The organism is Pseudoclavibacter endophyticus, assembly GCF_008831085.1.
GTDB classification, from domain to species: domain Bacteria; phylum Actinomycetota; class Actinomycetes; order Actinomycetales; family Microbacteriaceae; genus Pseudoclavibacter; species Pseudoclavibacter endophyticus.
Window position 1 is genome coordinate 20,516 of sequence record NZ_WBJY01000001.1, and the last position, 20,934, is coordinate 41,449.

17 protein-coding genes and 2 pseudogenes are annotated in these 20,934 nt (G+C 67.9%); 3 read left to right on the plus strand and 16 right to left on the minus strand.

Annotated features, from left to right (window positions below; all coding sequences use genetic code 11):
* Nucleotides 1-30 precede the first annotated feature (30 nt).
* Nucleotides 31-909 carry a MetQ/NlpA family ABC transporter substrate-binding protein gene (locus F8O04_RS00105; protein WP_158027308.1) on the minus strand — a complete coding sequence of 293 codons (879 nt, stop codon included), beginning with the start codon at nucleotides 907-909 and terminating at the stop codon, nucleotides 31-33.
* Nucleotides 910-1,227: 318 nt separating this feature from the next.
* Here F8O04_RS00105 and F8O04_RS00110 point away from each other — a divergent pair, with 318 nt between their 5' ends.
* Nucleotides 1,228-2,109 (plus strand): SDR family oxidoreductase, encoded by an 882-nt coding sequence (locus tag F8O04_RS00110; protein WP_225734958.1) that lies wholly within the window; start codon nucleotides 1,228-1,230, stop codon nucleotides 2,107-2,109.
* Between the two features lie 22 nt (nucleotides 2,110-2,131).
* Here F8O04_RS00110 and F8O04_RS00115 read toward each other — a convergent pair whose 3' ends face one another.
* From F8O04_RS00115 to F8O04_RS14690, 14 genes and pseudogenes are all read right to left on the minus strand, one after another.
* Nucleotides 2,132-4,921 (minus strand): glycoside hydrolase family 65 protein, encoded by a 2,790-nt coding sequence (locus F8O04_RS00115; protein ID WP_225734775.1) that lies wholly within the window; start codon nucleotides 4,919-4,921, stop codon nucleotides 2,132-2,134.
* Nucleotides 4,918-5,712 (minus strand): HAD family hydrolase, encoded by a 795-nt coding sequence (locus F8O04_RS00120; protein ID WP_225734776.1) that lies wholly within the window; start codon nucleotides 5,710-5,712, stop codon nucleotides 4,918-4,920. The genes F8O04_RS00115 and F8O04_RS00120 overlap by 4 nt, the downstream gene beginning before the upstream one ends.
* A gap of 110 nt (nucleotides 5,713-5,822) precedes the next feature.
* A complete protein-coding gene (locus F8O04_RS00125) occupies nucleotides 5,823-6,737 on the minus strand; it encodes an NADP-dependent oxidoreductase (protein WP_308420197.1) in 915 nt (304 codons plus the stop codon).
* Between the two features lie 48 nt (nucleotides 6,738-6,785).
* Nucleotides 6,786-7,661, minus strand: a complete 876-nt coding sequence (locus F8O04_RS00130; RefSeq protein ID WP_158027312.1) for an ATP-binding cassette domain-containing protein — start codon at nucleotides 7,659-7,661, stop codon at nucleotides 6,786-6,788.
* On the minus strand, nucleotides 7,658-8,026 hold the full coding sequence (locus F8O04_RS15320) for an oligopeptide/dipeptide ABC transporter ATP-binding protein (RefSeq protein ID WP_450091381.1): 369 nt from the start codon (nucleotides 8,024-8,026) through the stop codon (nucleotides 7,658-7,660). The genes F8O04_RS00130 and F8O04_RS15320 overlap by 4 nt, the downstream gene beginning before the upstream one ends.
* Nucleotides 8,027-8,104: 78 nt before the next feature.
* Nucleotides 8,105-8,632, minus strand: a pseudogene (locus F8O04_RS15325) (ATP-binding cassette domain-containing protein); the annotation flags it as partial.
* Between the two features lie 105 nt (nucleotides 8,633-8,737).
* Nucleotides 8,738-9,595: pseudogene (locus tag F8O04_RS15330) on the minus strand (ABC transporter permease); the annotation flags it as partial.
* Nucleotides 9,592-10,533 (minus strand): ABC transporter permease, encoded by a 942-nt coding sequence (locus tag F8O04_RS00140; protein ID WP_158027313.1) that lies wholly within the window; start codon nucleotides 10,531-10,533, stop codon nucleotides 9,592-9,594. The pseudogene F8O04_RS15330 and the gene F8O04_RS00140, both read right to left, overlap by 4 nt.
* Before the next feature lie 99 nt (nucleotides 10,534-10,632).
* A complete protein-coding gene (locus F8O04_RS00145) occupies nucleotides 10,633-12,213 on the minus strand; it encodes an ABC transporter substrate-binding protein (protein WP_158027314.1) in 1,581 nt (526 codons plus the stop codon).
* Nucleotides 12,214-12,277: 64 nt separating this feature from the next.
* Nucleotides 12,278-13,921 carry a carboxylesterase/lipase family protein gene (locus F8O04_RS00150; protein ID WP_158027315.1) on the minus strand — a complete coding sequence of 548 codons (1,644 nt, stop codon included), beginning with the start codon at nucleotides 13,919-13,921 and terminating at the stop codon, nucleotides 12,278-12,280.
* A 50-nt stretch (nucleotides 13,922-13,971) separates the two neighbouring features.
* The gene (locus F8O04_RS00155) at nucleotides 13,972-14,817 is read right to left on the minus strand and encodes a hypothetical protein (protein ID WP_158027316.1); all 846 of its coding nucleotides are present in this window, start codon (nucleotides 14,815-14,817) and stop codon (nucleotides 13,972-13,974) included.
* A 13-nt stretch (nucleotides 14,818-14,830) separates the two neighbouring features.
* Nucleotides 14,831-15,964, minus strand: coding sequence for an NAD-dependent epimerase/dehydratase family protein (locus tag F8O04_RS14685; RefSeq protein ID WP_188726365.1), 1,134 nt, complete (start codon nucleotides 15,962-15,964; stop codon nucleotides 14,831-14,833).
* Entirely contained in the window at nucleotides 15,961-17,163 is a 1,203-nt protein-coding gene (locus tag F8O04_RS00165) for a CaiB/BaiF CoA transferase family protein (RefSeq protein ID WP_188726364.1), read from the minus strand. The genes F8O04_RS14685 and F8O04_RS00165 overlap by 4 nt, the downstream gene beginning before the upstream one ends.
* On the minus strand, nucleotides 17,160-17,675 hold the full coding sequence (locus F8O04_RS14690) for a nuclear transport factor 2 family protein (protein ID WP_188726363.1): 516 nt from the start codon (nucleotides 17,673-17,675) through the stop codon (nucleotides 17,160-17,162). The genes F8O04_RS00165 and F8O04_RS14690 overlap by 4 nt, the downstream gene beginning before the upstream one ends.
* Nucleotides 17,676-17,776: 101 nt before the next feature.
* Between F8O04_RS14690 and F8O04_RS00170 the strand changes: the two genes are divergently transcribed.
* Nucleotides 17,777-18,415 (plus strand): TetR/AcrR family transcriptional regulator, encoded by a 639-nt coding sequence (locus F8O04_RS00170; protein WP_158027318.1) that lies wholly within the window; start codon nucleotides 17,777-17,779, stop codon nucleotides 18,413-18,415.
* A 64-nt stretch (nucleotides 18,416-18,479) separates the two neighbouring features.
* Here the strand turns inward: F8O04_RS00170 and F8O04_RS00175 are convergent, their stop codons facing one another.
* Nucleotides 18,480-19,622 carry a serine hydrolase domain-containing protein gene (locus tag F8O04_RS00175; RefSeq protein WP_158027319.1) on the minus strand — a complete coding sequence of 381 codons (1,143 nt, stop codon included), beginning with the start codon at nucleotides 19,620-19,622 and terminating at the stop codon, nucleotides 18,480-18,482.
* 172 nt (nucleotides 19,623-19,794) lie between these two features.
* Here F8O04_RS00175 and F8O04_RS00180 point away from each other — a divergent pair, with 172 nt between their 5' ends.
* Complete coding sequence (locus F8O04_RS00180) at nucleotides 19,795-20,934, plus strand: zinc-dependent alcohol dehydrogenase (protein ID WP_158027320.1); 1,140 nt, start codon at nucleotides 19,795-19,797, stop codon at nucleotides 20,932-20,934.

Consider the following 20,934-nt stretch of genomic DNA (forward strand, 5'->3'; position numbering starts at 1 on the left):
CCTAATCGGTCGCCGGTTCGCCGTTAGGCGCTACTCCTTGGTCTCGGCGTAGGCCGCCTGCGTCTCCTCGAGCGAGGCCTGCAGCTCGCTCGCGGGGAGGTTCACGAACTCGGCCGTGCCGCCGGCGCCCTCCTGCACGGCGTCGAGGACGTCCTGCGACTCGTGGTACAGCTCGACCAACCTGAGGTAGGTCTCGTTGTCGACGTTGTCGGCGGTCGTGGCGAAGATGTTGACGTACGGGAGCGCGGCGGGGTCGGCCGGGTCGTCCTCCGCGATCGCGTCGGCCGCCTGGAAGCCCGCGGCCTCGAGGAAGTCGTTGTTCATGATCGCGGCCTCAAGGTCGGGCATCGACGTGCCGATCTTGTCGGCGTCGATGGGCACGATCTCGACCTTGCTCGCCGCCGTATCGATGTCGTCGACCGTCGAGTAGGCGTTTCCGCCGCCCTCGAGCTCGACGAGGCCGGCCGACTGCAGCACGAGCAGGCCACGGGCCTGGTTCACGATGTCGTTGGGGATGCCGATGCGGCCGCCCTCGGGAATCGCGGCCACGTCGTCGTGCTTGTCCGAGTAGAGACCGAGCGGGTAGATGGCCGTCGAACCGAGGGGCTGGAGGTCGTCGCCGGAGTCGACGTTGTGCTGGGCCAGAAACTGGATGTGCTGGAACTGATTGATATCGATATCGCCCGCGGTCGTCGCCGGGTTGGGCTGCGTGTACTCGCCGAAGTCGATGACCTCGACGGTGATGCCCTCGGCCGCAGCAGCCTCGGTGAAGAGCGCCCACTCGGGGTCCGCGGCGCCGACGACGCCGATGCGAATGACGTCGTCGTCGCCCGCGGGCGCGCAGGCGGCGAGTGTGCCGACGAGCGCTGCGGCGCCGAGCGCGGCGAGCGCCTTGGTGAATCGGGGCATGGTGGTCCTTTCCGGAAACAGCGAACAGGCGCGGGTCAGCCGCGCCACGATCGACGAGCGTAGAGATCGCGCCCGCTGCCGCCAATCGCCGCCGACACACAACGAAACCCGGCGGCTCGTGGTGCGATGGTGACCGCATGCGTCGCCCATGCCGGCGATTCATTGGATCGTGGTGCCAACACTCGCGCCCGATCCGTTCGGAGGAGGGAGGATCTCCGTACGCACCTCGCCTCCACGCCGTGCGCCGCACAGGCGGCGCTGCAACGATGGGATGACATGACCGACGCCACACCTTCAGCACGCGCAACCGAGCCGACGCTGTCGGATCCACCCACCCCCTCCGCCACGCCCGCACCTGCGACGGACGACACACGGAACTCCGCGGCCTCCCTACGAGGAGTGTCGATCGTGATGTCGGGCGGCTCGCGCGGCATCGGGCTCGCCATCGCGCTCCGGGCAGCGCGGGACGGCGCGAACGTGACGCTCCTCGCCAAGACTGATCGGCAACATCCCAAGCTCGAAGGCACGGTGCACACCGCGGCCGAGCAGATCCGCGCCGCCGGCGGTGGCGCAGTGGGGGTCGTAGGGGACCTGCGCGAAGAGACCGACATCGACCGAGCCGTTGCGGCTGCGGTCGACACGTTCGGTGGCATCGATATCGTCGTGAATAACGCGAGCGCGATCTCACTCGACGGTTCGCTCGAAGTCGCTGCCAAGCGCTACGACCTCATGCACCAGATCAACGTGCGCGGCACGTTCCTGTTCACGCGCGCGGCCATGCCTCATCTGCTCGACTCGAGCCGCCCCCGGGTGCTGACCCTCTCGCCGCCCCTGAACCTCGCACCGAAGTGGCTCGCGGCGTATCCCGCCTATATGACGGCGAAGTACGGCATGACGCTCACGACGCTCGGCCACGCTCACGAGTTCGCCGACCGCGGGCTCGAGGCGAACACGCTCTGGCCACGGACGACGATCGCGACGGCGGCGGTCGCGAATGTGATCGGCGGCGACGAGCTCATGCGGCGCAGCAGATCGCCCGAGCTCTATGCGGACGCCGCGTACGAGCTCCTGACGGGGCGCGCCCGCAACGGCGAAACGCTGCTGTGCGAAGACGTGCTCGCCGAGGCCGGAGTGACCGACCTCGCCGCCTACTCCCCCGGCGTCGAGGAGTCGTCGCTGTTCCCCGACGCGTTCGTGTGACGAAGCCGCGGCGGAGCGCCCGCTACGCGCCCGGGGGGACGCTCCGAGCATCCGAATGATCGAGCGGATGTCCGGCGGCACCGTGACTCATCACCGGGGACGACTCGCCGATCGGGATGGCGCCCGTCACCACGGGCACCGAGGCCGTGAGCGGCGACCCGTCGGACCGGTAGGCGCCCGTGATCGTGTCGATGCTCAGCTCGCGCGTACGGCGCTCCCCCTGATGCGCGAGTGGCACGATGCGCGGCTCGCCGGGCTCGACCGTGACCGTCTCGCCGCGCACCTGCACCCGCACGGCGTCGCCCGACTCCAGCGTGAACGCGATCGACTCCGTGCGAAGCTCGACCCTGATGCGCGAGTCGCGCAGCCGCAGCTTGAAGTCGATGCCCTGCCAACCATCTGGCAAGCGCGGATCGAACGAGATGATGCCGCGGTGGTCGCGCATCCCAGCGAAGCCATTGACCGCCGCCATCCACATGCCACCGGCCGACGCGACGTGCACACCGGCATTGGTGTTGCCGTGCAGGTCGCCGAGGTCGACGAACGCACCGTGCCGGAAGTACTTCAGGGCGAGACGCATGTGCCCGACTTCGGCCGCCACGATTGACTGCACGACGGCGGAAAGGCTCGAATCGCCGGTCGTCAGCACGTCGTAGTACTCGAAGTTGCGCAGCTTCTCCTCCGCGGTGAAGCAATCCCCGCGCAGGAGGAGGGCGAGCACGACGTCGGCCTGTTTGATGACCTGGAACCGGTAGATCACGAGCGGGTGGAAGTGCAGCAGGAGCGGTCGCTGCTCATCCGGCGTGTGATCGAGATCCCATACCTCCTTGTCGAGGAACGAGGCGTCCTGAGGATGGACGCCGAGGTTCTCGTCATAGGGAATGTGCATGTGCCGGGCGGCCCGACGCCACTCGCCGAGCTCGTCCTCCCGCAGGTCGAGGCGTGCCGCGAGCCGGTCGTAATCGTCCGGGTGCCGCGAACGGAGCCATTCCACCGCGTCGGCCGCGATCTGCAGGTTCTCCTGCGCCATGACGTTCGTGAAGAGGTTGTCGTTGACGACGGTCGTGTACTCGTCGGGTCCCGTGACACCGTGGACGTGGAACGACGCGGCATCGCCGCGGCGCCAGAACCCGAGATCCGACCACATGCGTGCGGTCTCGACCAAAACGTCCATTCCCTCGTTGATCAGGAAGAACGTATCGCCGGTCGCGGCGACGTACTGGGCGATGGCGTGCGAGATGTCGGCGTCGATGTGGTACTGCGCCGTGCTCGCGGCGTAGTAGGCGCTCGACTCCTCGCCATTGATGGTTCGCCACGGAAACAGCGCACCGCGCTCGTTGAGCTCGGCGGCGCGCTCGCGCGCGGCGTCGATCGTCGTGTGCCGGAAGCGCAGCGCGTTGCGAGCGATCTGCGGCTGCGTGTACGTCAAGAAGGGGAGCATGAAGACCTCTGTGTCCCAGAAGTAGTGCCCCCCGTAACCGGAACCGGTCACGCCCTTCGCCGCGATCCCGAGGCCATCACCGCGCGCCGACGCCTGCGCGAGCTGAAACAGATTCCACCGCATCGCCTGCTGCAGATCGGGCTGCCCGCGCAGAACGACATCCGAGCTCTCCCAGAACTGCTCCAACCACGCGAGCTGACGCGCGCGGTGCGTCTCGACGGTCTCATCGAGCGCCCGATCGAGCGTGCGGTTGCACCGGTCGGCGAGCTCACGCGTCGGCACCGATGACGCCGTGTGGTAGCTCACGTACTTCGTGAGCTTGATCGGCGTGTCGGCCCTTGCTCGCATCCGGTACACACGTTTGGCGAGGTCTTCAGCGAGTTCGGTGTCGCTCGCCACGTCGATCGTGTCGTCGAGTGCCGCGAGGTCGCTGGCAACATCGACGCCGTTGATGGTGAGCCGGTGGTCGACCGCGCACGCGATCGTCATGCCCGAATTGCGGGTCTGATAGCCGAGGATGATGCGGTCCCCGCTGGTGTCCTGGATGCGCGGGTCAAGGACGCGCTCGACGAACTGCTCGGCCTGGCGGGGGTCGAAGCGCTCGTCGGCGCCGCTGCCGAAGGAATTCCCACCGTTCTTCGATCCTTTGGCCGACCGGTACTCGTCGACACCGTCCTGACGGTTGAGCAGCTGACTCGAGAAGACAACCGACGCCTCGTCGCCCAGCACCTCGACCTCGTACTCGAGCAGCGCGAGGTGCCGGTCGCTGAAGGACACGAGCCGGCTGGAGTAGATCCGCACGCGCTTGCCGCCGGGGGTCCGCCACACGAGGTCGCGTGTGACGATGCCCTTGCGGAAGTCGAGCCGCCGCTCGTACGACTCGATCTCGGCGGTCGCGAGCACGAACGGCTCGTCGTCGACATAGAGCCGGATGATCTTCGCGTCGGGAACATTGACGATCGTCTGACCCACGCGCGCGAACCCGAAGGCCTCCTCGGCGTGCCGAATGGGCCACGTCTCGTGGAATCCATTGATGTAGGTTCCGTGCTCACTGGCATACCGGCCCTCGGGTGAGTTGCCACGCATTCCGATGTACCCGTTCGCGACCGTGAAGATCGTCTCCGTACGCCCCTGCAGGTCGCGGTCGAAGTGCCGCTCGACGAGCGCCCACTCGTCAACGGGGAAGTTGAGTCGGTCGATGCCGTCGCCATCTGGCACATCGCCCGTCGCAGCGTCGCCGTGTCGCCCCGACGGATCTGGCGCGCTCGAGTCGTCGCCTGGCTCGACCGCCCGGCGTGGCCGCGGCTCATCGAACCAGTTGTCATCGCTCGGCAGCGTGCTCACCCACTGACGCATCGTGTCGTCGTTCACGACGTCGCCTCCTCTCCTCGGTCGTTCGGTTGCTTCCAGCGCAACGCCCCAGTCTGGACGTGCTCGACGAGCTCAGCCAAGTCGCTCACGACCACGTGCGCGCCGGCACGTCGAAGCGCGTGCTCGCCAACCCCGCGATCGACACCGATGATGAGCCCGAAGTCGCCGTCCGCTCCGACGGCCACCCCCGAAATGGCGTCCTCCACGACGGCGCAGTCGGCCGCCGGGACCCCGAGCTCCTCGGCGGCGCGCAGGTACGTCGCTGGGGACGGCTTGCCCGGCAGCTGCAGCTGCGCGGCGCGGACGCCGTCGACGACGACCGGGAAACGGTCGGCGAGACCGGCCGCCTCCAAGACCCGTTTGCCGTTGCGCGAGCTGGTCACGATGGCCATCGCGATACCGGCGGCCTCGGCCGCATCGATGAGTGCGATCGAGCCCGGATACGGCGTGACGCCTTCCTCGGCGAGGATTCGCGCGAACTCGTCGTTCTTGCGGTTGCCGAGCCCCCACACCGTCTCCGCATCGGGTGCGTCGGTCGGCAGGCCGTCGTGGAGGGCGATGCCACGCGACGCGAGCAGGTCGCGCACGCCGTCATGGCGCGGCTTCCCGTCGATGTACGTGAAGTAGTCGTCGTCGGAGTAGTCGGGGGATGCACCCCTCGCGCGGAGCTCGTTCGAGAAGAGCGCGGCCCACGCCCGCCGATGCACCTCTGCGGTCGGGGTGACGACCCCGTCGAGGTCCAGAAGGAGTGCTCGGATGTCGGTGGCTGGCACTGCTTGTATTGCGTTCACGCGCATATTGTCGCTGACGCACGTTTCACTGTCGTGACCGTGTCGTGCGCGCCACCGGAACGCCCCTGCGCGGCGTCCGACCGCGCCCTACACGACGCGCCGGGAGCTTCTTACCGCGACGCGTCGATGAGCACCTTGCCGCTGACCGCTCCCGTGCGGTTCGCTTCGAGCGCGGAAGCCGCCTCGGCGAGCGGATAGAGCCCGGCGACCGGCACGGCGACCGTTCCGTCGGCGACGAGAGCGAGCAGGCGCGCCAGCCGCTCGCCATCGGGGCGTACCCAGATGATTCGCCCGCCGTGCTCCTCGACCGACGGGTCGGCGACCGACGCGTGCCGACCGCCATCGGCGAGCACCGCGAGCGTCGTCTCAAGCTGACCGCCGACGAGGTCCGCGACAGCCGTCACGCCGTCGGGGGCGTGCTCACGCACGCGATCGGCGAGATCGTCGCCGTACTCGACCGGCGTGATCCCGTGGCCGGCCAGACGCTCGTGGTGCTTCGGCGACGCGGTGCCGATCACCGTCGCGCCGCGGGCGGCGGCCAGCTGACTCGCGAAGGTGCCGACACCGCCCGATGCGGCGTGGATCAGCAGCGTGTCGTCACTCGTGACCTCCAGCGTCTCGAGAATACGCAGCGCCGTGAGCCCGGCGAGGGGCAGGCCGGCGGCCTCGTCGAAGCTGACGGTTTCGGGGATCCGCGCCACCGAGGTCGCCGGCACCGACACGTACTCGGCGAACGTGCCACCGCTCACGACGTCTTTGCGGGCGTACGAGGCGACCCGGTCGCCGACCGAGAACTCGGGGGTATCAGCACCGACGGCATCCACGACGCCGGCGACGTCCCATCCGGGGATGACGGGGAACAGCACATCGAGCACGGCATCGAGCCCGCCACCCATGAGTTTCCAGTCGACGGGATTCACGGCCGCGCGCATCACGTTGATACGCACCGCGCCGGGCGCCACCTTCGGCAGCGGCCGATCGGTGAGGGTCAGGATGCTCGGGTCGCCATACTGGGAATACGTCATCGCGCGCATGCCGGGTGCAACATCCGGCGCTCCGTCGGCATTCCGATGTCAGGCCTCGAGCGCCGCCCGCATGCGCTGTTCCCGACGGCGTCGCTGTTCCAAGGGATCCGGGACGGGCGCCGCGGCGAGGAGCTCTCGCGTGTACTCGTGCTTCGGAGAACGGGAGAGCTCGTTCGCGTCGCCCTCCTCGACCACTTGACCTCGACGAAGCACGGCGATGCGGTCCGAGACATGTCGCACCACGCTCAGGTCGTGGGAGATGAACAGGACGCTCAGGCGCAGTTCGCGCTGCATTTCTGCGACGAGGTTCATCACCTCGGCCTGAATCGACAGGTCGAGCGCACTCACGGGCTCGTCGCACACCACGAGCTCGGGTCTGCACATGAGCGCCCGGGCGATCGCGATGCGCTGCCGCTGACCGCCGGAGAATTGGCTCGGGTATCGCTCGGCCGCCGAGTCCGGCAGACCGACGCGGGCGAGCATCTCGTGCACGCGCCGACGCACCTCGGTCTTCGACGCGCGTTCGTGCAGGCGAACGGGCTCGGCGAGCGTATAGCCGATGGTCTTGGTCGGATCGAGTGAGCTATAGGGATCTTGGAAGATCACCTGGAGGCGATTCCCGAGCGTCCGGCGTTCGCGGCGCCCCATCGCGCCGAGGTCCCTGCCCCCGTACTGGATGCGGCCTTCCGCGAGCTTGACGAGGCCGAGGATGGCCCGGCCAATGGTCGACTTGCCGGAGCCCGATTCACCGACCAGTCCTAGGGTCTCGCCACGGCCGATGTGCAGGCTCACGTCGTCGACCGCGCGAAAGCGACGGCGCCCACGGCCGTAGTCGACGGTCAGCCGCGACACCTCAAGCAGCGGTTGCCCGGCGGGGTCCGCCGCCCCAGTGCCGGTCGCGTCGGCCTGATGGATCGCGGTCATGCCGGCTGCTCCCTGAGTTGATCGACGTGTATGCAGCGGCTCGTCCGCCCGCCCGGCAGCGTCACTTCCGCAATCGGCCCATGGGTGCAGGCGGCGGTCGCGAGCGGGCAGCGCGGGGCGAAGTGACATCCCTCTGGCCACGCCGACGGCGACGGCACGGTGCCGCCGATCGCCGGCAGCGGCTCGCCCTTGGCGACATGGTGAGGGCTCGATCGCAAGAGCGCGCGGGTATAGGGATGCTGGGGTCGCTCGAACAGGTCGATGACGCTCGCCTGTTCGACGACCTGCCCGGCGTACATCACCACGGCGCGCTCGCACACGTCGGCGACGACGCCCCAATCGTGGGTGATGAACAGCACTGACATGCCGTGCGCACGCTGCAATCGAACGAGGAGATCGAGGATGCCCGCTTGTACGGTGACGTCGAGCGCGGTCGTCGGCTCGTCGGCGATGAGGAGCTTCGGCCGGCCCGCAAGCGCCTGCGCGATCGCGACGCGCTGGGCCATGCCGCCCGAGACCTCGTGCGGGAACTTCCGGGCGACACCCTCGGGGTCCGTGAGCCCGACTTGGTCCAGCAGGTGGACGGCGCGTTCGCGCCCCTCACGCCGTGAGCATCGGTCGTGCGTTCGCACGACCTCGGCCACCTGCGTGCCAATGCGGAACGACGGGTCGAGGGCGACCATCGGCTCCTGCGAGATCATCGCGATCTCGCTGCCGCGCATCCGGCGATATTCTTCGGGACCGAGCGACGGCAGCTCAGTGCCCCGATAGCGAATCGATCCGCCCGTGATCTCGGCGCCCGAGGGCAGGAGGCCGAGCACCGCGAGCGAGGTGAGGCTCTTACCGCTGCCGGACTCACCGACGAGGCCGACCGTCTCGCCTGGTCGCACGTCGAATCCCACGCGATCGAGCACGGTGGTCTGCACCCCTTCGCTCGTGAACGCAACGGTGAGGTCGCGAACCGAGAGCAGCTCGTCATCCGTCGGGGCCGGCGCTTCGACCGGCGCGGCCACCCGCGCGCGCCGACGTGCCGGAGTGGGCGCCGCCACGTGCTTCTCGGCATTGGCGTCCCTCAGAGCGTCGCCGAGCAGACCGAACGCCATCGTGGTCACGGCGATGGCGGCCCCCGAGGGCACGAGCAACCACGGATGACGTTGCAGCATGGTGGTGGCCTCGGCGACCATTCCGCCCCAGGTCGGCGCGGGGGGCGGCGGACCGAATCCGAGGAACGCGAGGCCGGTCTGCACTCCCAGCGCGATTGCGCAGAAGAGCGATGCCTGAATGATGACGATCCCGACGGTTCGCGGCAGCACATGCCGCACCATGATGAGGACCGTGGGGAGCCCCGTGACGCGGGCGGCGTCGATGTAGAGCTCTTCGCGCACGGCGAGCACCGCGCTGCGTGCGACTCGGGCGAGGCTCGCGGCCCCGAGCGCGCCGAACGTGATCATGGCGGCCGGCATGCTGTTGCTGAAGATCGCGAGGGCGGCGAGCGTCACGATGATGCTGGGCACCGCGAGAACGATATCGACGAAGCGCATGATCACACGGTCGGCCGTGCCTCCGAGGTACCCGGCAGCGATGCCGAGCGGCAGGCCCACGAGGAGCCACGCGATGAGTGCCTGCGCAACGCCGATCAGCGAGTCGCGAGCGCCGAAGAGCAGACGGCTCAGCACGTCCTGCCCGAGGGCATCGGTGCCGAGAAGGTGCTCCGACGACGGACCCTGCAGCACGGCCGTCAGATCCGCGCCGACGGGATTGTGGGTGGCGAGCACGGGTGCGGACATCGCCACCACGACCAGGCAGGCGAGGTAGGCGAGTGCCGCGACGCCGAGCGGCTTGCGTCGCAGGGACGCGAACATCCGCCCGGCGTGCCCCGTCGACGGGTCGCGTTGCGTCGCCGTCGTGATTTGCGCGGTCGTCGACGTGGTCATGCAGCACGCACCTTGGGGTTGAGCACGCCGTACGCGAGGTCGGTGGCGAGGTTGATGAGGACGACGAAGATCGAGAAGTAGAGTCCGAGACCGAGCAGGAGCGGCAGGTCCTTCGTGAGCGTCGCCGATACCGCGGTCTGACCGAGGCCGGGGATGACGAACACGTTCTCGACGAACACGGTGCCCGTGAGCGATGCGATGGCCCCGAGACCGATCATCGTGACCGCGGGTATCGACGCGTTGCGAAGCACGTGACGGAACAGGATCGACCGCTCGGCGATGCCGTTGGCACGCAGCACGCGGACATAGTCCTTGCCCATCACGTCGAGCGCCGAATCGCGGACCTGCTTGGCGACGATCGTCGTGCCGACGAGGCTCAGTGCGAAAACGGGCAGCACGAGCGACCGCAGCCAACCTCCCGGCGACTGGGCGAACGGCACATAGCCCGTCGCGGGGAAGAGCGGGATGGCGACGGCGAGCAGAGCGACCGCGACGACGGCGACCCAGAAGCTGGGCAGGGCGAGCCCCACGAGCGAGATGCTGTCGAGCAGACGCCCGAGACGCCCGCCCTTCACGGCGCTCGCCATACCAAGCGCGATGCCCATGACCGAGACCACGATCGTCGAAAGAAGAATGAGCGAACCCGTCGCCGCGAGGCGCCCGTTGAGCAGATTCGTGACCGACTCGCCGCTGTAGATCGACGTTCCGAGATCGCCCCCGAGAACCCCCGCGAGCCACTCGAAGTACTGCTGTGCGAGCGGTTTGTCGAGGCCGAGTTGACTTCGCAACGCCTCGACGGCGGCGGGAGACGCGCTCTCGCCGAGAATGATGCGCGCCGGGTCGCCCGGAATGAACGAAGTCAGCACGAACATGACGCTCGTGACGACGAGTAAGAGCGGAATCGCCATGAGCAAGCGCCGAAGCACCAGCGTGAGCATCGTTGCTCCCTTCCATTGCGAGCCGGCACCGTGCGCGACCCGATCACCGGCGGCTGGCCGAGCACGTCCGCGCCCGACCAGCCTCCGGAGTGCCTCGTGTTAGCCGGTTGCCGGCTGCCAGACGTGCTCGGGTGCGGGACCGACCGGCATAGGATTCGCGTTCCCCGCCGTCGCCACGACGTTCGTGACCCCGTCCGATACGTAGAAGAGCTGCTGCTGCGCGTAGACGGGAAGCACCCAAGCGAGCTCGTTCCAACGCTCGTTGAGCTGCTCGAATACCTGGGGACGCTCGTCCTCCGACGCGGTGAGCGACGCGTTGTAGAGCTCCGTGACCTCCGGGTCGGTGACCTGCCACGGGTTCAGGTTGAGTCGACCGTTCAGATCCTGGACCGCCTCACCGACGTGGGTGCCGGTGACGGGCAGGGCCATCGCCTCGAACTCCTTCGACTCGCTGCGCTGCAGCATCTGTGGCAGGCCGGTCGACTCCACCACGATGTCCACGGTGACGCCGATCTGCTCGAGGCTCGAAGCAATCGCCTGGGCGTTGACGCTCTGCGGATCCATCGACGGTGTCGTCGCGAGCTGGAGCGTGAAGCCGTCCGGGTATCCGGCCTCCGCGAGCAGCTGCTTCGCCGCCTCCACGTCGTGCTCTTCACCGAGGCCGGGGATGTAGCCCTGCGCGCCCTCGTTCACGACCTGGCCGTTCTTCACGGCGAACTCGGTTCCGATCGCGTCGACGATCGCGTCTCGATCGAGCGCCATCTGCATCGCCTGCCGCACACGCTGATCGCCGAGTGCGGGGTTCAGCTCCCCGTCGCGGTCGAGGATCTGCAGGGCCCAGATGTAGTACGGCGCGGTCAGTACGTCGAGTCCCGCCTGTTCGGCGGCCGACGCAGTGAGACGGTCACCGATGGCGTAGTCGATCTGGCCCGTCGAGATCGCCGAGAGCACGGCGTTGGGCTCGGCCATCACGTGCACCGTGACGGTGTCGAACATCTGCGCATCCGGTGCCCAGTAGTTGGCATTGCGCTCGTAGACGTACGAGGCATCGACGACCGAACGCGACGCGTCGTAGATGTACTGACCGGTGCCGTCACTCGTCGTCAGCAGCGAGTCGGGGTCAGCGAGACCGTCCGGTCCGATGATCGCGCCGAGCTGGAAGTACTGCGTCAGCGAGTGGGGCGCGTCGGGGTACGGTGCCGAGTAGTGGATGTGCACCGTGTCGTCGGCGACTGCCTCGACCGATTCGATGGGGCCGACGCGTGGCACCATCATGCCGCCGGCTTCGAGGAAGTACTCCATCGACGCCTTCACTGCCTCTGCATCGAGGGGGGCGCCGCTCGCGAACTCGACACCGTCGCGGAGGACGAGCTCGAAGGTCGTGTTGTCGTCATTCGTGTACTGCCATGACTCGGCGAGGCTCGGCACGTACTCGCCGTCCGAGTCCAGATAGATGAGTGGGTCGTAGGCGAGGTGCGTGTACACCGTGCTGCCGCCCGAGGCGGCGAGGGCGGGGTTCAGGCTGACCGGCGACCCGTTGAACTGCAGGTTGAGATCACCACCGGTCGCCGGCGATCCGCCTGCTTCGTCGGGTGCACCGCACGCGGCAAGCGTGGCGGTGAGTATGGCGACGGCGCCTATGGCGGCGCCCCGCCTCAGCGCAATGAGTGGGTTCGGCATGTGCGTGCTCCTTTGCAGCGCGATGGTCTGTCACCGGTTCGTGGCCCGGTGGCATTCGGAGGGGTCACTCGGCGTTCCGCAGCACCTCGTGCAGCGCACCGTGCGGGTCGCTCACGACCCGGCTGTCGAGGTCGAACACCATCGTGTTGCGAGCCTCGCGTTCGTAGGCGGGCCAGGACGGGAGTGCGGGCGTGCCCGGGCTACCGGACCGGATGAAGGCGACCCAGGCATCGCTCATCTGGTCGGCCATGCGTTGCGGTTCGTCGCCGGGGCCCACGAACGCGCGCGCCTTCTCGACGTTGTCGAAGACGAGGGGGAGATCGAGGCAGTGCGGCGTGCGGAAGATGCCATCGCCGACCGGGGTCTCCCAGGCGAGTTCGTAGGCGAACACGTCAGCTGGCTGTGCCGATTTCCGGTCGGCGAGCAAGGTCGTGTGCAACGAGATCTCGGCGCCGCTCACGAGCGACGCGAGGTGACCGGGTGAATAGTGCGGGTACAGGCCCTTGGCGAGCTCGAGCAGCTCGCGGCCCCGGCCGTCGTACATCGGCGCGACGCCCGCTTCGACATCCTCCGCCGTGGACCTCACGAAATCGGGGTCGACACCCGCGAGCATGAAGGTCCATTCATCCTTCACCCAGCCGATGAGCAGCGGCACGTCGGCGGCGACCGAACTCGCTTCCGGATCGAACGGATGCGCGGGGAGCACGTTGCCGTCGACAGCCGTGCGCAGGCGCGCGGCGAGGTCACCCGTCATTCCCTTGACCGTCTTGAATCGGGCCTCGTGCTCCGGGTCCTGCGAACGGAACGAGCCGATTGCGGCGTGCAGCAGGTGCGTCGCGGGCACCGACTCCAACCAGTTGCGGTCGAACGTGTCACCCATGCCGGCCGCCCGAAGGATGGCGCGCGTGTGGTCGACCATGTCGCCGTGCTCCATGCCGCGAAGGGCCGCACCGCTCTGCACGATGGCACGCTGGTAGAGCCCCTTCGCCGACGGCATGCCCATGAGGTGCGACACCTTGCCACCGCCGCCCGACTGGCCACCCACCGTCACGTTGGCGGGGTCACCCCCGAACGACGCGATGTTGTCGTGCACCCACCGCAGCGCATGCACGACATCCTGCATGCCGACGTTCGACGAGTCGGCGTAGTGGTCGTCGACGCCGTCCAGGGCCATGAACCCGAAGAGGTTGAGTCGGTGATTGAGGGTGACCACGACGATGTCGCCGCGACGGGCGAGATTCTCGCCGTCGAAGAACGCGTCGGAACCGGCGCCGTATGCGAAGCCGCCCCCATGAAGCCACACGAGCACCGGGCGACGCGCGTCGTCCGCACCCGGCGTCCACACGTTCAGGTAGAGGCAGTCCTCGTTCTGCAGCTTCACATCGGATGCCGACGAGGCGTACGTCATTCGCGAGAGGGCGAAATCGCTGTCCGGGCTCAGCCACGCCCCGTCGATGCCCTGCATGGCCGGCGGTCCGAAACCGAGGCACTCCTGTACGCGGGTCGTCCGCTCGGGATCAGTAGGCGGGCGGAAGCGCAGCTCCCCCACCGGTGGCGCGGCATAGCGGATACCCCGATAGGTCGAGATTCCGTCGACGTCGAGCCCTTGCACGGGCGCGTGCGTGGTCTGCACCACGCGGCTCGGCGACATCGTTTCGCCGTGTGGGCCCGCGAACGGCGGAGCGGGAATGGTGTGGGATGCGGTCACGTGCGTCTCCTGGTGAGTAGCTGCGTTGGATTGCTGTCGCGAGGGGCGCGCTACCGCGGCAGGCTGATCTGGAGGAGCTCCAGGCGCGCTGCGGCCGTGACAACCGCCCGATCCCCGGGGAGCATCCGGAACGCATAACGGTCGGCGAGCTCGCGCGCTTCACCTTCGGCAGGCGTGAGCGTGCCGGTACCGCTCAGCACGAAGAAGAGCGTGGCAGGCGCTGGAGCCGCCTCGATGGAGGCCGTGCTGCCCTCATCGATGCGAAGGATCGACACCCCGAGGCGTCGCTCGGTGAAGGTGCCCAGGTGCTTCTCGGCCACGCCCGGCTGATCGGGGTCGGCCACGTACCTGAAGCGCTCCGGCTGCATGATGATGGGTTCGTCGACGCGGGGCTCGAAGTACGCAATGGGGCGCCCGACGACGCTTTCCCACACCGCCTCGAACCCGTCCTTCGGCTCGCTGCCATCCGGCGGATAGTAAAGGCCGTCGCGGAACTCTCCGATCTCGGCGAGCTTCGCCGCGGCCTGGCGGGACGCCTGGGGCGCCAGGTACGGGTCGCGCCCCCCACCCTCGCACTGAAGGAAGATATGCGTACTCGGGCCGGTTGAATTCTGCTGGTAGTACTGACCGGCCGGGAAATAGCCGACTGACCCTTCAGGCTGCACGCGTTCGCCGAACCCGAACGAACCGTCGAGCATGATGCGCAACTGGTCGAAGTTGTGGCGGTGGCGGGGCGTCGAGTATTCATCGACGTTGGTGAGGGTGAACCAGTAGTTGTCCGGTTCGCCCGATTCGCCGGTAAAGATCGTCTTGAATCGCACGCCGCCCGAGCGGTGCGCCGAAGCGCCTTCCCACTCGAGGCGTTCTGGGTCGACGACCTCGATGTCTCTGGCCATGGTTGTCTCCTTCTCAGCTGGTGGTGGTCGTCTTCGGATGCGAATAGGGATGCGACATGTCGGGAGGCGCGATGCCGAGCGCCGCGACGTCAGCGCGGGCGCGGTCGAGGATGCGAAGGATCGCGTCTTCCGTGTCGTAGTCGAACGGGTCTTTGAGTTGCGGCTCAACGGCGCGCCCTCGTTCCTCGGGATCGTCGAGGAACCAGTCGACCGTCCGGGTGATGCCCGTACGGGTACCGATCAGGCTCAGCCGGAGGGCGTCAAGCGCCGTGGTGTCGAGCATGTGGTGGCCGATCGTCGTGGGGAACCGCGCGTACGGCCACGCCGAAACCGCCTGGTCGGCCGGCGCCGACACCAGTTCGACGTCGTCTCGCCCCATCGCCATCGCGATCATCGAGGCCCATCGGCGCACCGTGACCGGTTCGTCGTCGGCGCAGTTGAACACGCGGCCGGACGTGAGCTCGGGCTGGTCGACACACGCGAGCACGATTCGAGCGGCGTTCTCGGCGTAGAGCAGGCTGTGGGCGGCGAGACCGGCCTCGGGCAGGATGATCCGATCACGCCCGTCGAGTAGGCGCCGCACAATGCTCCACTCTGCCGCCCCGGGCTGTCGAGGCCCGTAAACGCGCGGGTATCGCAGCAGGGTCACGGCGAAGTCCCCGCGCAGCTGTCGCCACCGGAGCTCCGTGTCCGTCTGAACGACGCGCGAGCCCAGCCCGCCGATGGCTTCGAGCGGCACGCTCTCCGATGGCCGCTCGGCGCCGTCGAAGTACTGGATAGGCCACTCCTTGGCACTTCCCGTCTCGGCTGTCGGTCGGGTCGTCGCGGAGGGGTCGATCCAGCCGGGGTAGAACATGCCGCCGAGTGCGATGAACCGCTCTGTCCGGCCGGCAAGCGCGTCGGCGATGTGGCGGAGGCGTCCATACTGTGCGATGACGAGGTCGAAGCTGCGGCCGGCAACGGCCTGCTCGATCGGCTCCCGAAAGTTCGGGTCGGCGGCGATCCGCTCGACCTCACCGTCGAGCTCGATCTCGCGACGCCCAGAGTTGAGCATCGTGACGTTCCAGCCTCGATGCAGAAGCCCGTTGAGCACGGGTTGGCCGGTGGGGCCCCCGCCGCCGATGAAGAGGACGGACCCGGCGCTCATTGGCGAGTCCCTTCCGTCGATCGCTCACCGATCCATGAGTTCCTGATCGCGGTCGCGTCGGCATTCTCCGGTCGCCCCGCGTGACGGTGCGCCGCGGGGCTGTTCGTGAACCGGGCGAACACGTTGGGCAGTTTGAGGTGGCCGACATCGTCGTCGGGGAGATCGACATAGACCTGCCGCTGCGCGAAGTGCTGGTCTTCGAGCACGTCGGACATGCCGTAGACCGGGCCGACCGCCGCGCCCGTCGCCGCGAGCGCGTCGATCGCCTCGTCGCGCGTGCGCTCGCCGGCCCAGGCCCCGATGATGTCGTCGATCTCGTCGTAGTGCTGCACCCTCGCGGTGTTCGTCAGGTACCGCTCGTCCTCGTTCATGTCGTCGCGGCCGATCGCGCTGAAGATTCGGCGCGCCCCGGCCGGCGTCGCACCAGAGATGGCGAACCACTTGCCGTCCCCGCATCGGTAGGCACCGCGCGGTGCGGCGAATTCGAGGCGGTTCCCGTGCCGCTGCGGTTCCATGCCGGTGAACTGGTAGTCGAGGAACTGCGGCGTCAGGTAGGTGAAGAGCGGTTCGAGCAGGCTCACGTCGATCACGTCGCCGGTCGCGGAGCTCTCGCGCTTCAAGAGCGCTGCGAGCACGGCGATGGTCGCCGACATCGCGGCCGCGCTGTCTGCCATTGCTACCGGAGGGAGGGTGGGGGGGCCGTCGGGCCACCCATTCACGTTGACGAAGCCGACCATCGACTCGGCGACGGTGCCGAAGCCGGCGCGCTGCGCGTAGTCACCGTGTTGCCCGAATCCGCTGATACTCACGCACACCGCCGATGGGTTGCGCTTGGACAGCGTGGGCAGGTCGAGCCCGTGGCGCGCGAGCGTTCCCGGCCGGAAGTTCTCGATGATCACGTCCGCGGCATCCACGAGCGCGAGCAGGGTTTCGCGGTCATCGTCGTCACCGAAGTCCAGTGAGATGGTGCGCTTGTTGCGACCGATGTACTTCCAGATCAGGCTGACATCGCCGACTTTCGTGCCCGTCAATCGGCAGGGGTCACCACCCGGTCGTTCGACCTTGACCACGTCGGCGCCGAGGTCGCCGAGGTAGGCGCCGACGAGTGGGCCCGCGATGAGTACGCCGAGATCGAGCACCTTGAGCCCTGCGAGCGGGCCGGTGGCCTGCACCTGGACGCCGGCGATGTCGTCCGTCACTGGATCTTCCCGAAGGGAAGATCCGCCGGGAGCTGACCGATCGGCAGGCGCTTCGCCCCCGCGAGAAAGCGAACGACGCGGTGGGAGAATCTCCAGACACCGTCGGCCCCGCGTTCGAACTCGACGTCTTCGCTGGCGAAGCCAAGGAGCTCCGTCGCGCGGGTGCCGATGCCGCGGCCGCCCTCGACCTCGACAAGGTCGTACAGGGCAGCCACGAAACTGCCGGTCGCTCGGTCGGCGCCGGTCGCGGTCACGAGGATGTTCGTCGGCGTGTGCAGTGTGACGCGTCCCTCGTAGGAAAAGCGCACGCGCTCTAGCCGATCTCTCATCGCCGTCTTGCCGACCATCGGTTTCCCCGAGACCGCATCGACCATGGCGGCCTCGTCCGTGTGCAGCTCGACCGCGTCGGCGACACGCCCCTGGTCCATCAGGTTGCAGAACTCGATGACCAGCTTCGTGCACGCGTTCTCGGCGAGAAGCGCATCGAGCCGCAGTGCTCGTTCCTCCGTCAAGATTCCCCCTTGAATCGATGTAAGTCATAACTTACTTCCCGCGGTACGCGCCGTCAAGTGTGGACCCGCAGGGCCGGCGCGAGCTGACGTATCGTTGAACGATGGCCAGCCCAACAGAGCGTTCAACCGAGGCACGGATTCTCGACAGCGCGATCATCGAGTTCGCGCAACGTGGGTTCGCGGGCGCTCGCGTCCAGGCCATCGCGGACGACGCCCGCGCGAACATCCGGATGATCTATCACTACTTCCAGAGCAAGGAAGGTCTCTTCCGGGCCGTTATGCACGAGGTCTCACGGCGCCGGGCCGCAGAGCTCCGCGAAATGATGTCGACACCGCCGACAACGCTCGAGGAGTTGGCGGTGATCTTCTTCGACTCGTACTCACGTCAGCCATTGGGCACCAGACTGCTGCAGTGGGAGGCCCTCGAGTTCGACCGCAGCGACAAGGCCGACGCTGACGACTCGTGGGTCAACGCAGAGGAACGAAGCAGGGCGGCGACCGAGCGCGTCGAGCTGATCCGGCGAATGCAGGCGGCCGGACACCTGGACGCTGAGATCGATCCCGAGTCGTTGTACGTCGCACTCGTGGGCATCGCCCTGTCGCCACTCGTCTTTCCCGCACTGGTCGGCAGTGCCACCGGTCAGCATGGTTCCGACCCCGAATTCCGCGAGCGGTATCGACGAACGATCGCCACGCTCGCGAACCAGATCGCACCCGGGAAGGCCCTCGGCTCGAAATAGCCGCAGACGGGTCGCAACGCCGGCTTCGCCGCGGGTACGAGCGGCCCGCCGATGCTCGACTCGGTCAGTGAGCGCGCACGAGGTCGACGAGTCCTGCGCAGGGGTAGCTCTCGCCGTCGAAGCCGCGCTGCGACAGCATGACGACCGTCGCATCGTGGGCAGGCAGGTTCGTCCAGCTCGTTCCGAGGCCGCCGTCCCACCCGTACGATCCGTCACTACGCACGGCGAGTCCGTAACCCCAGCCGACGTCACCGAGGATGTCCGCACCCGGCCACACCCGGCCGCGCTGCTCGGGCGTCAGGTGGTTGCTCGTCATGACGTCGACCGTCTCTGGGTGGAGGATCGGCGCTCCGCCACGGCGGAGCATCCCGCCGAATCGCAGGTAATCGTCCACGGTCGACAGGAGACCGGCCCCGCCGTCGGGGAACGCCGGCGGACGTGACCATTCGCCTGCGGGCGGGTCGAAGACGGACAGGTCGTCACCGGATGGGAAGTAGGAGGTCGGGAGGCGATCGGCCTTCGGTGTCCAGAAGGACGTCTCGCTCATACCAAGCGGTTCGAGCACCCGCGAGCGCAGCACGTCGTCGAAGGGCCGGCCGGCGGCCCGCGCGGCGAGCACGCCGAGCACCTGCGAGCCCGAGTGGTAGAGCCAGCGCTCGCCCGGCTGCGCCATCAGCGGAAGCTCACCGAGTCGGGCGATCCAGGTGTCCGGGTCGGGCATCGATGCTGGATGCGGCGGGCCGATGGTCTCGAGGTCGCGTTCGCCTGCCGCCGAAACGATCGGCCACGGCTCGCCCTCGAACTGAGCCCCCTGCTGACCGAACCCCCACGTGAAGTCGAGGAGGTCGCGGACGAGGATGGGGCGCTCGGCCGGAACGGTGTCATCAATCGGACCCCGTGGGTCGCGCAACACTCGGCGATCGGCGAGCTCCGGCAGGAGGCGGTCGACGGGATCGTCGAGGCCCAGGAGGCCCTCCTCAACCAACCTCAGGACAACCGTCGCGGTGATCGGCTTCGTCATCGACGAGATGCGAAAGAGCGAATCACGAGCCATCGGCGGCCCATCGATCGAGAGGACGCCGGCCGCCGCGATATGCGTCTCGCCGCCGATTTCGACCCCAACAGCGATGCCAGGAGCCTCGCCTCGTTCAACCGATGCGGTGACGAGTGCGTCGATACGGTCGGTGAGCGTGCGCGTCAGCGACATTGCGGCCTCCCTGCCTGTGCCCGCTCATTCTGGCGGAAGCCACGGTGGTTCCCGCGGCGCCGCGCAGGGGCCCGCAGCGCTGAGCGAGACGGCCCTGCGACCGTATCGACGCACGCACGAACGCACGTGCTAGGTTGACCGAACTCTTGGCAGCTGAGCGGAGGGCCGGCCCATGAGAGCCATGACATACCGCGGTCCGTACAGAGTGCAGGTGGAGAACAAGGACGTTCCGGCGATCGAGCATCCCAACGATGCGATCATCCGGGTCACGCTTGCGGCGATCTGCGGATCGGACCTCCACCTCTACCACGGCATGATGCCCGATACCCGGGTGGGCACGACCTTCGGCCACGAGTTCATCGGCGTCGTCGAGCAGGTGGGCTCCTCGGTGCAGAACCTCTCGCCGGGCGACCGGGTGATGGTGCCGTTCAATGTGTACTGCGGATCCTGCTACTTCTGTTCCCGCGGACTCTTCTCGAACTGCCACAACGTCAATCCCAACGCGACCGCCGTCGGTGGCATCTACGGGTACTCCCACACCTGCGGTGGGTACGACGGTGGCCAGGCCGAGTTCGTGCGTGTGCCATTCGCTGACGTGGGACCCTCGGTCATCCCGGACTGGATGGGCGATGAGGACGCCCTCATGTGCACTGACGCCCTGGCGACCGGGTATTTCGGCGCGCAGCTCGGCGAGATCGTCGAGGGGGACACCGTCGTCGTCTTCGGTGCCGGGCCGGTCGGGCTGTACGCGGCGAAATCGGCATGGTTCATGGGCGCCGGCCGCGTCATCGTTGTCGACCAGCTGGAGTACCGACTCGAGAAAGCGCGCAGTTTCGCCCACGCCGAGACCGTGAACTTCACCGAGTTCGACGACGTCGTGGTGCACCTCAAACGGACGACCGACGGCCTCGGCGCCGACGTGGTCATCGACGCGGTCGGCGCCGAGGCCGACGGCAACTTCATCCAGCACGTCACGGCAACGAAGCTCAAGCTCCAGGGTGGTTCCCCAGTTGCGCTGAACTGGGCGATCGACGGGGTCCGCAAAGGCGGAACAGTCTCCGTCGTGGGCGCCTACGGGCCGATCTTCAGCGCCGTGAAGTTCGGTGACGCTCTCAACAAGGGGCTGACGCTCCGCATGAACCAGGCCCCGGTGAAGCGGCAGTGGCCTCGCCTGTTCGAACACATCCGCAACGGCCACCTCACGCCGAGCGACATCGTGACCCACCGCTTCCCACTCGAGGACGTGGCCGAGGCTTACCACGTCTTCTCCGCGAAGCTCGACGGCTGCATCAAGCCGGTCATCGTCCCCTGA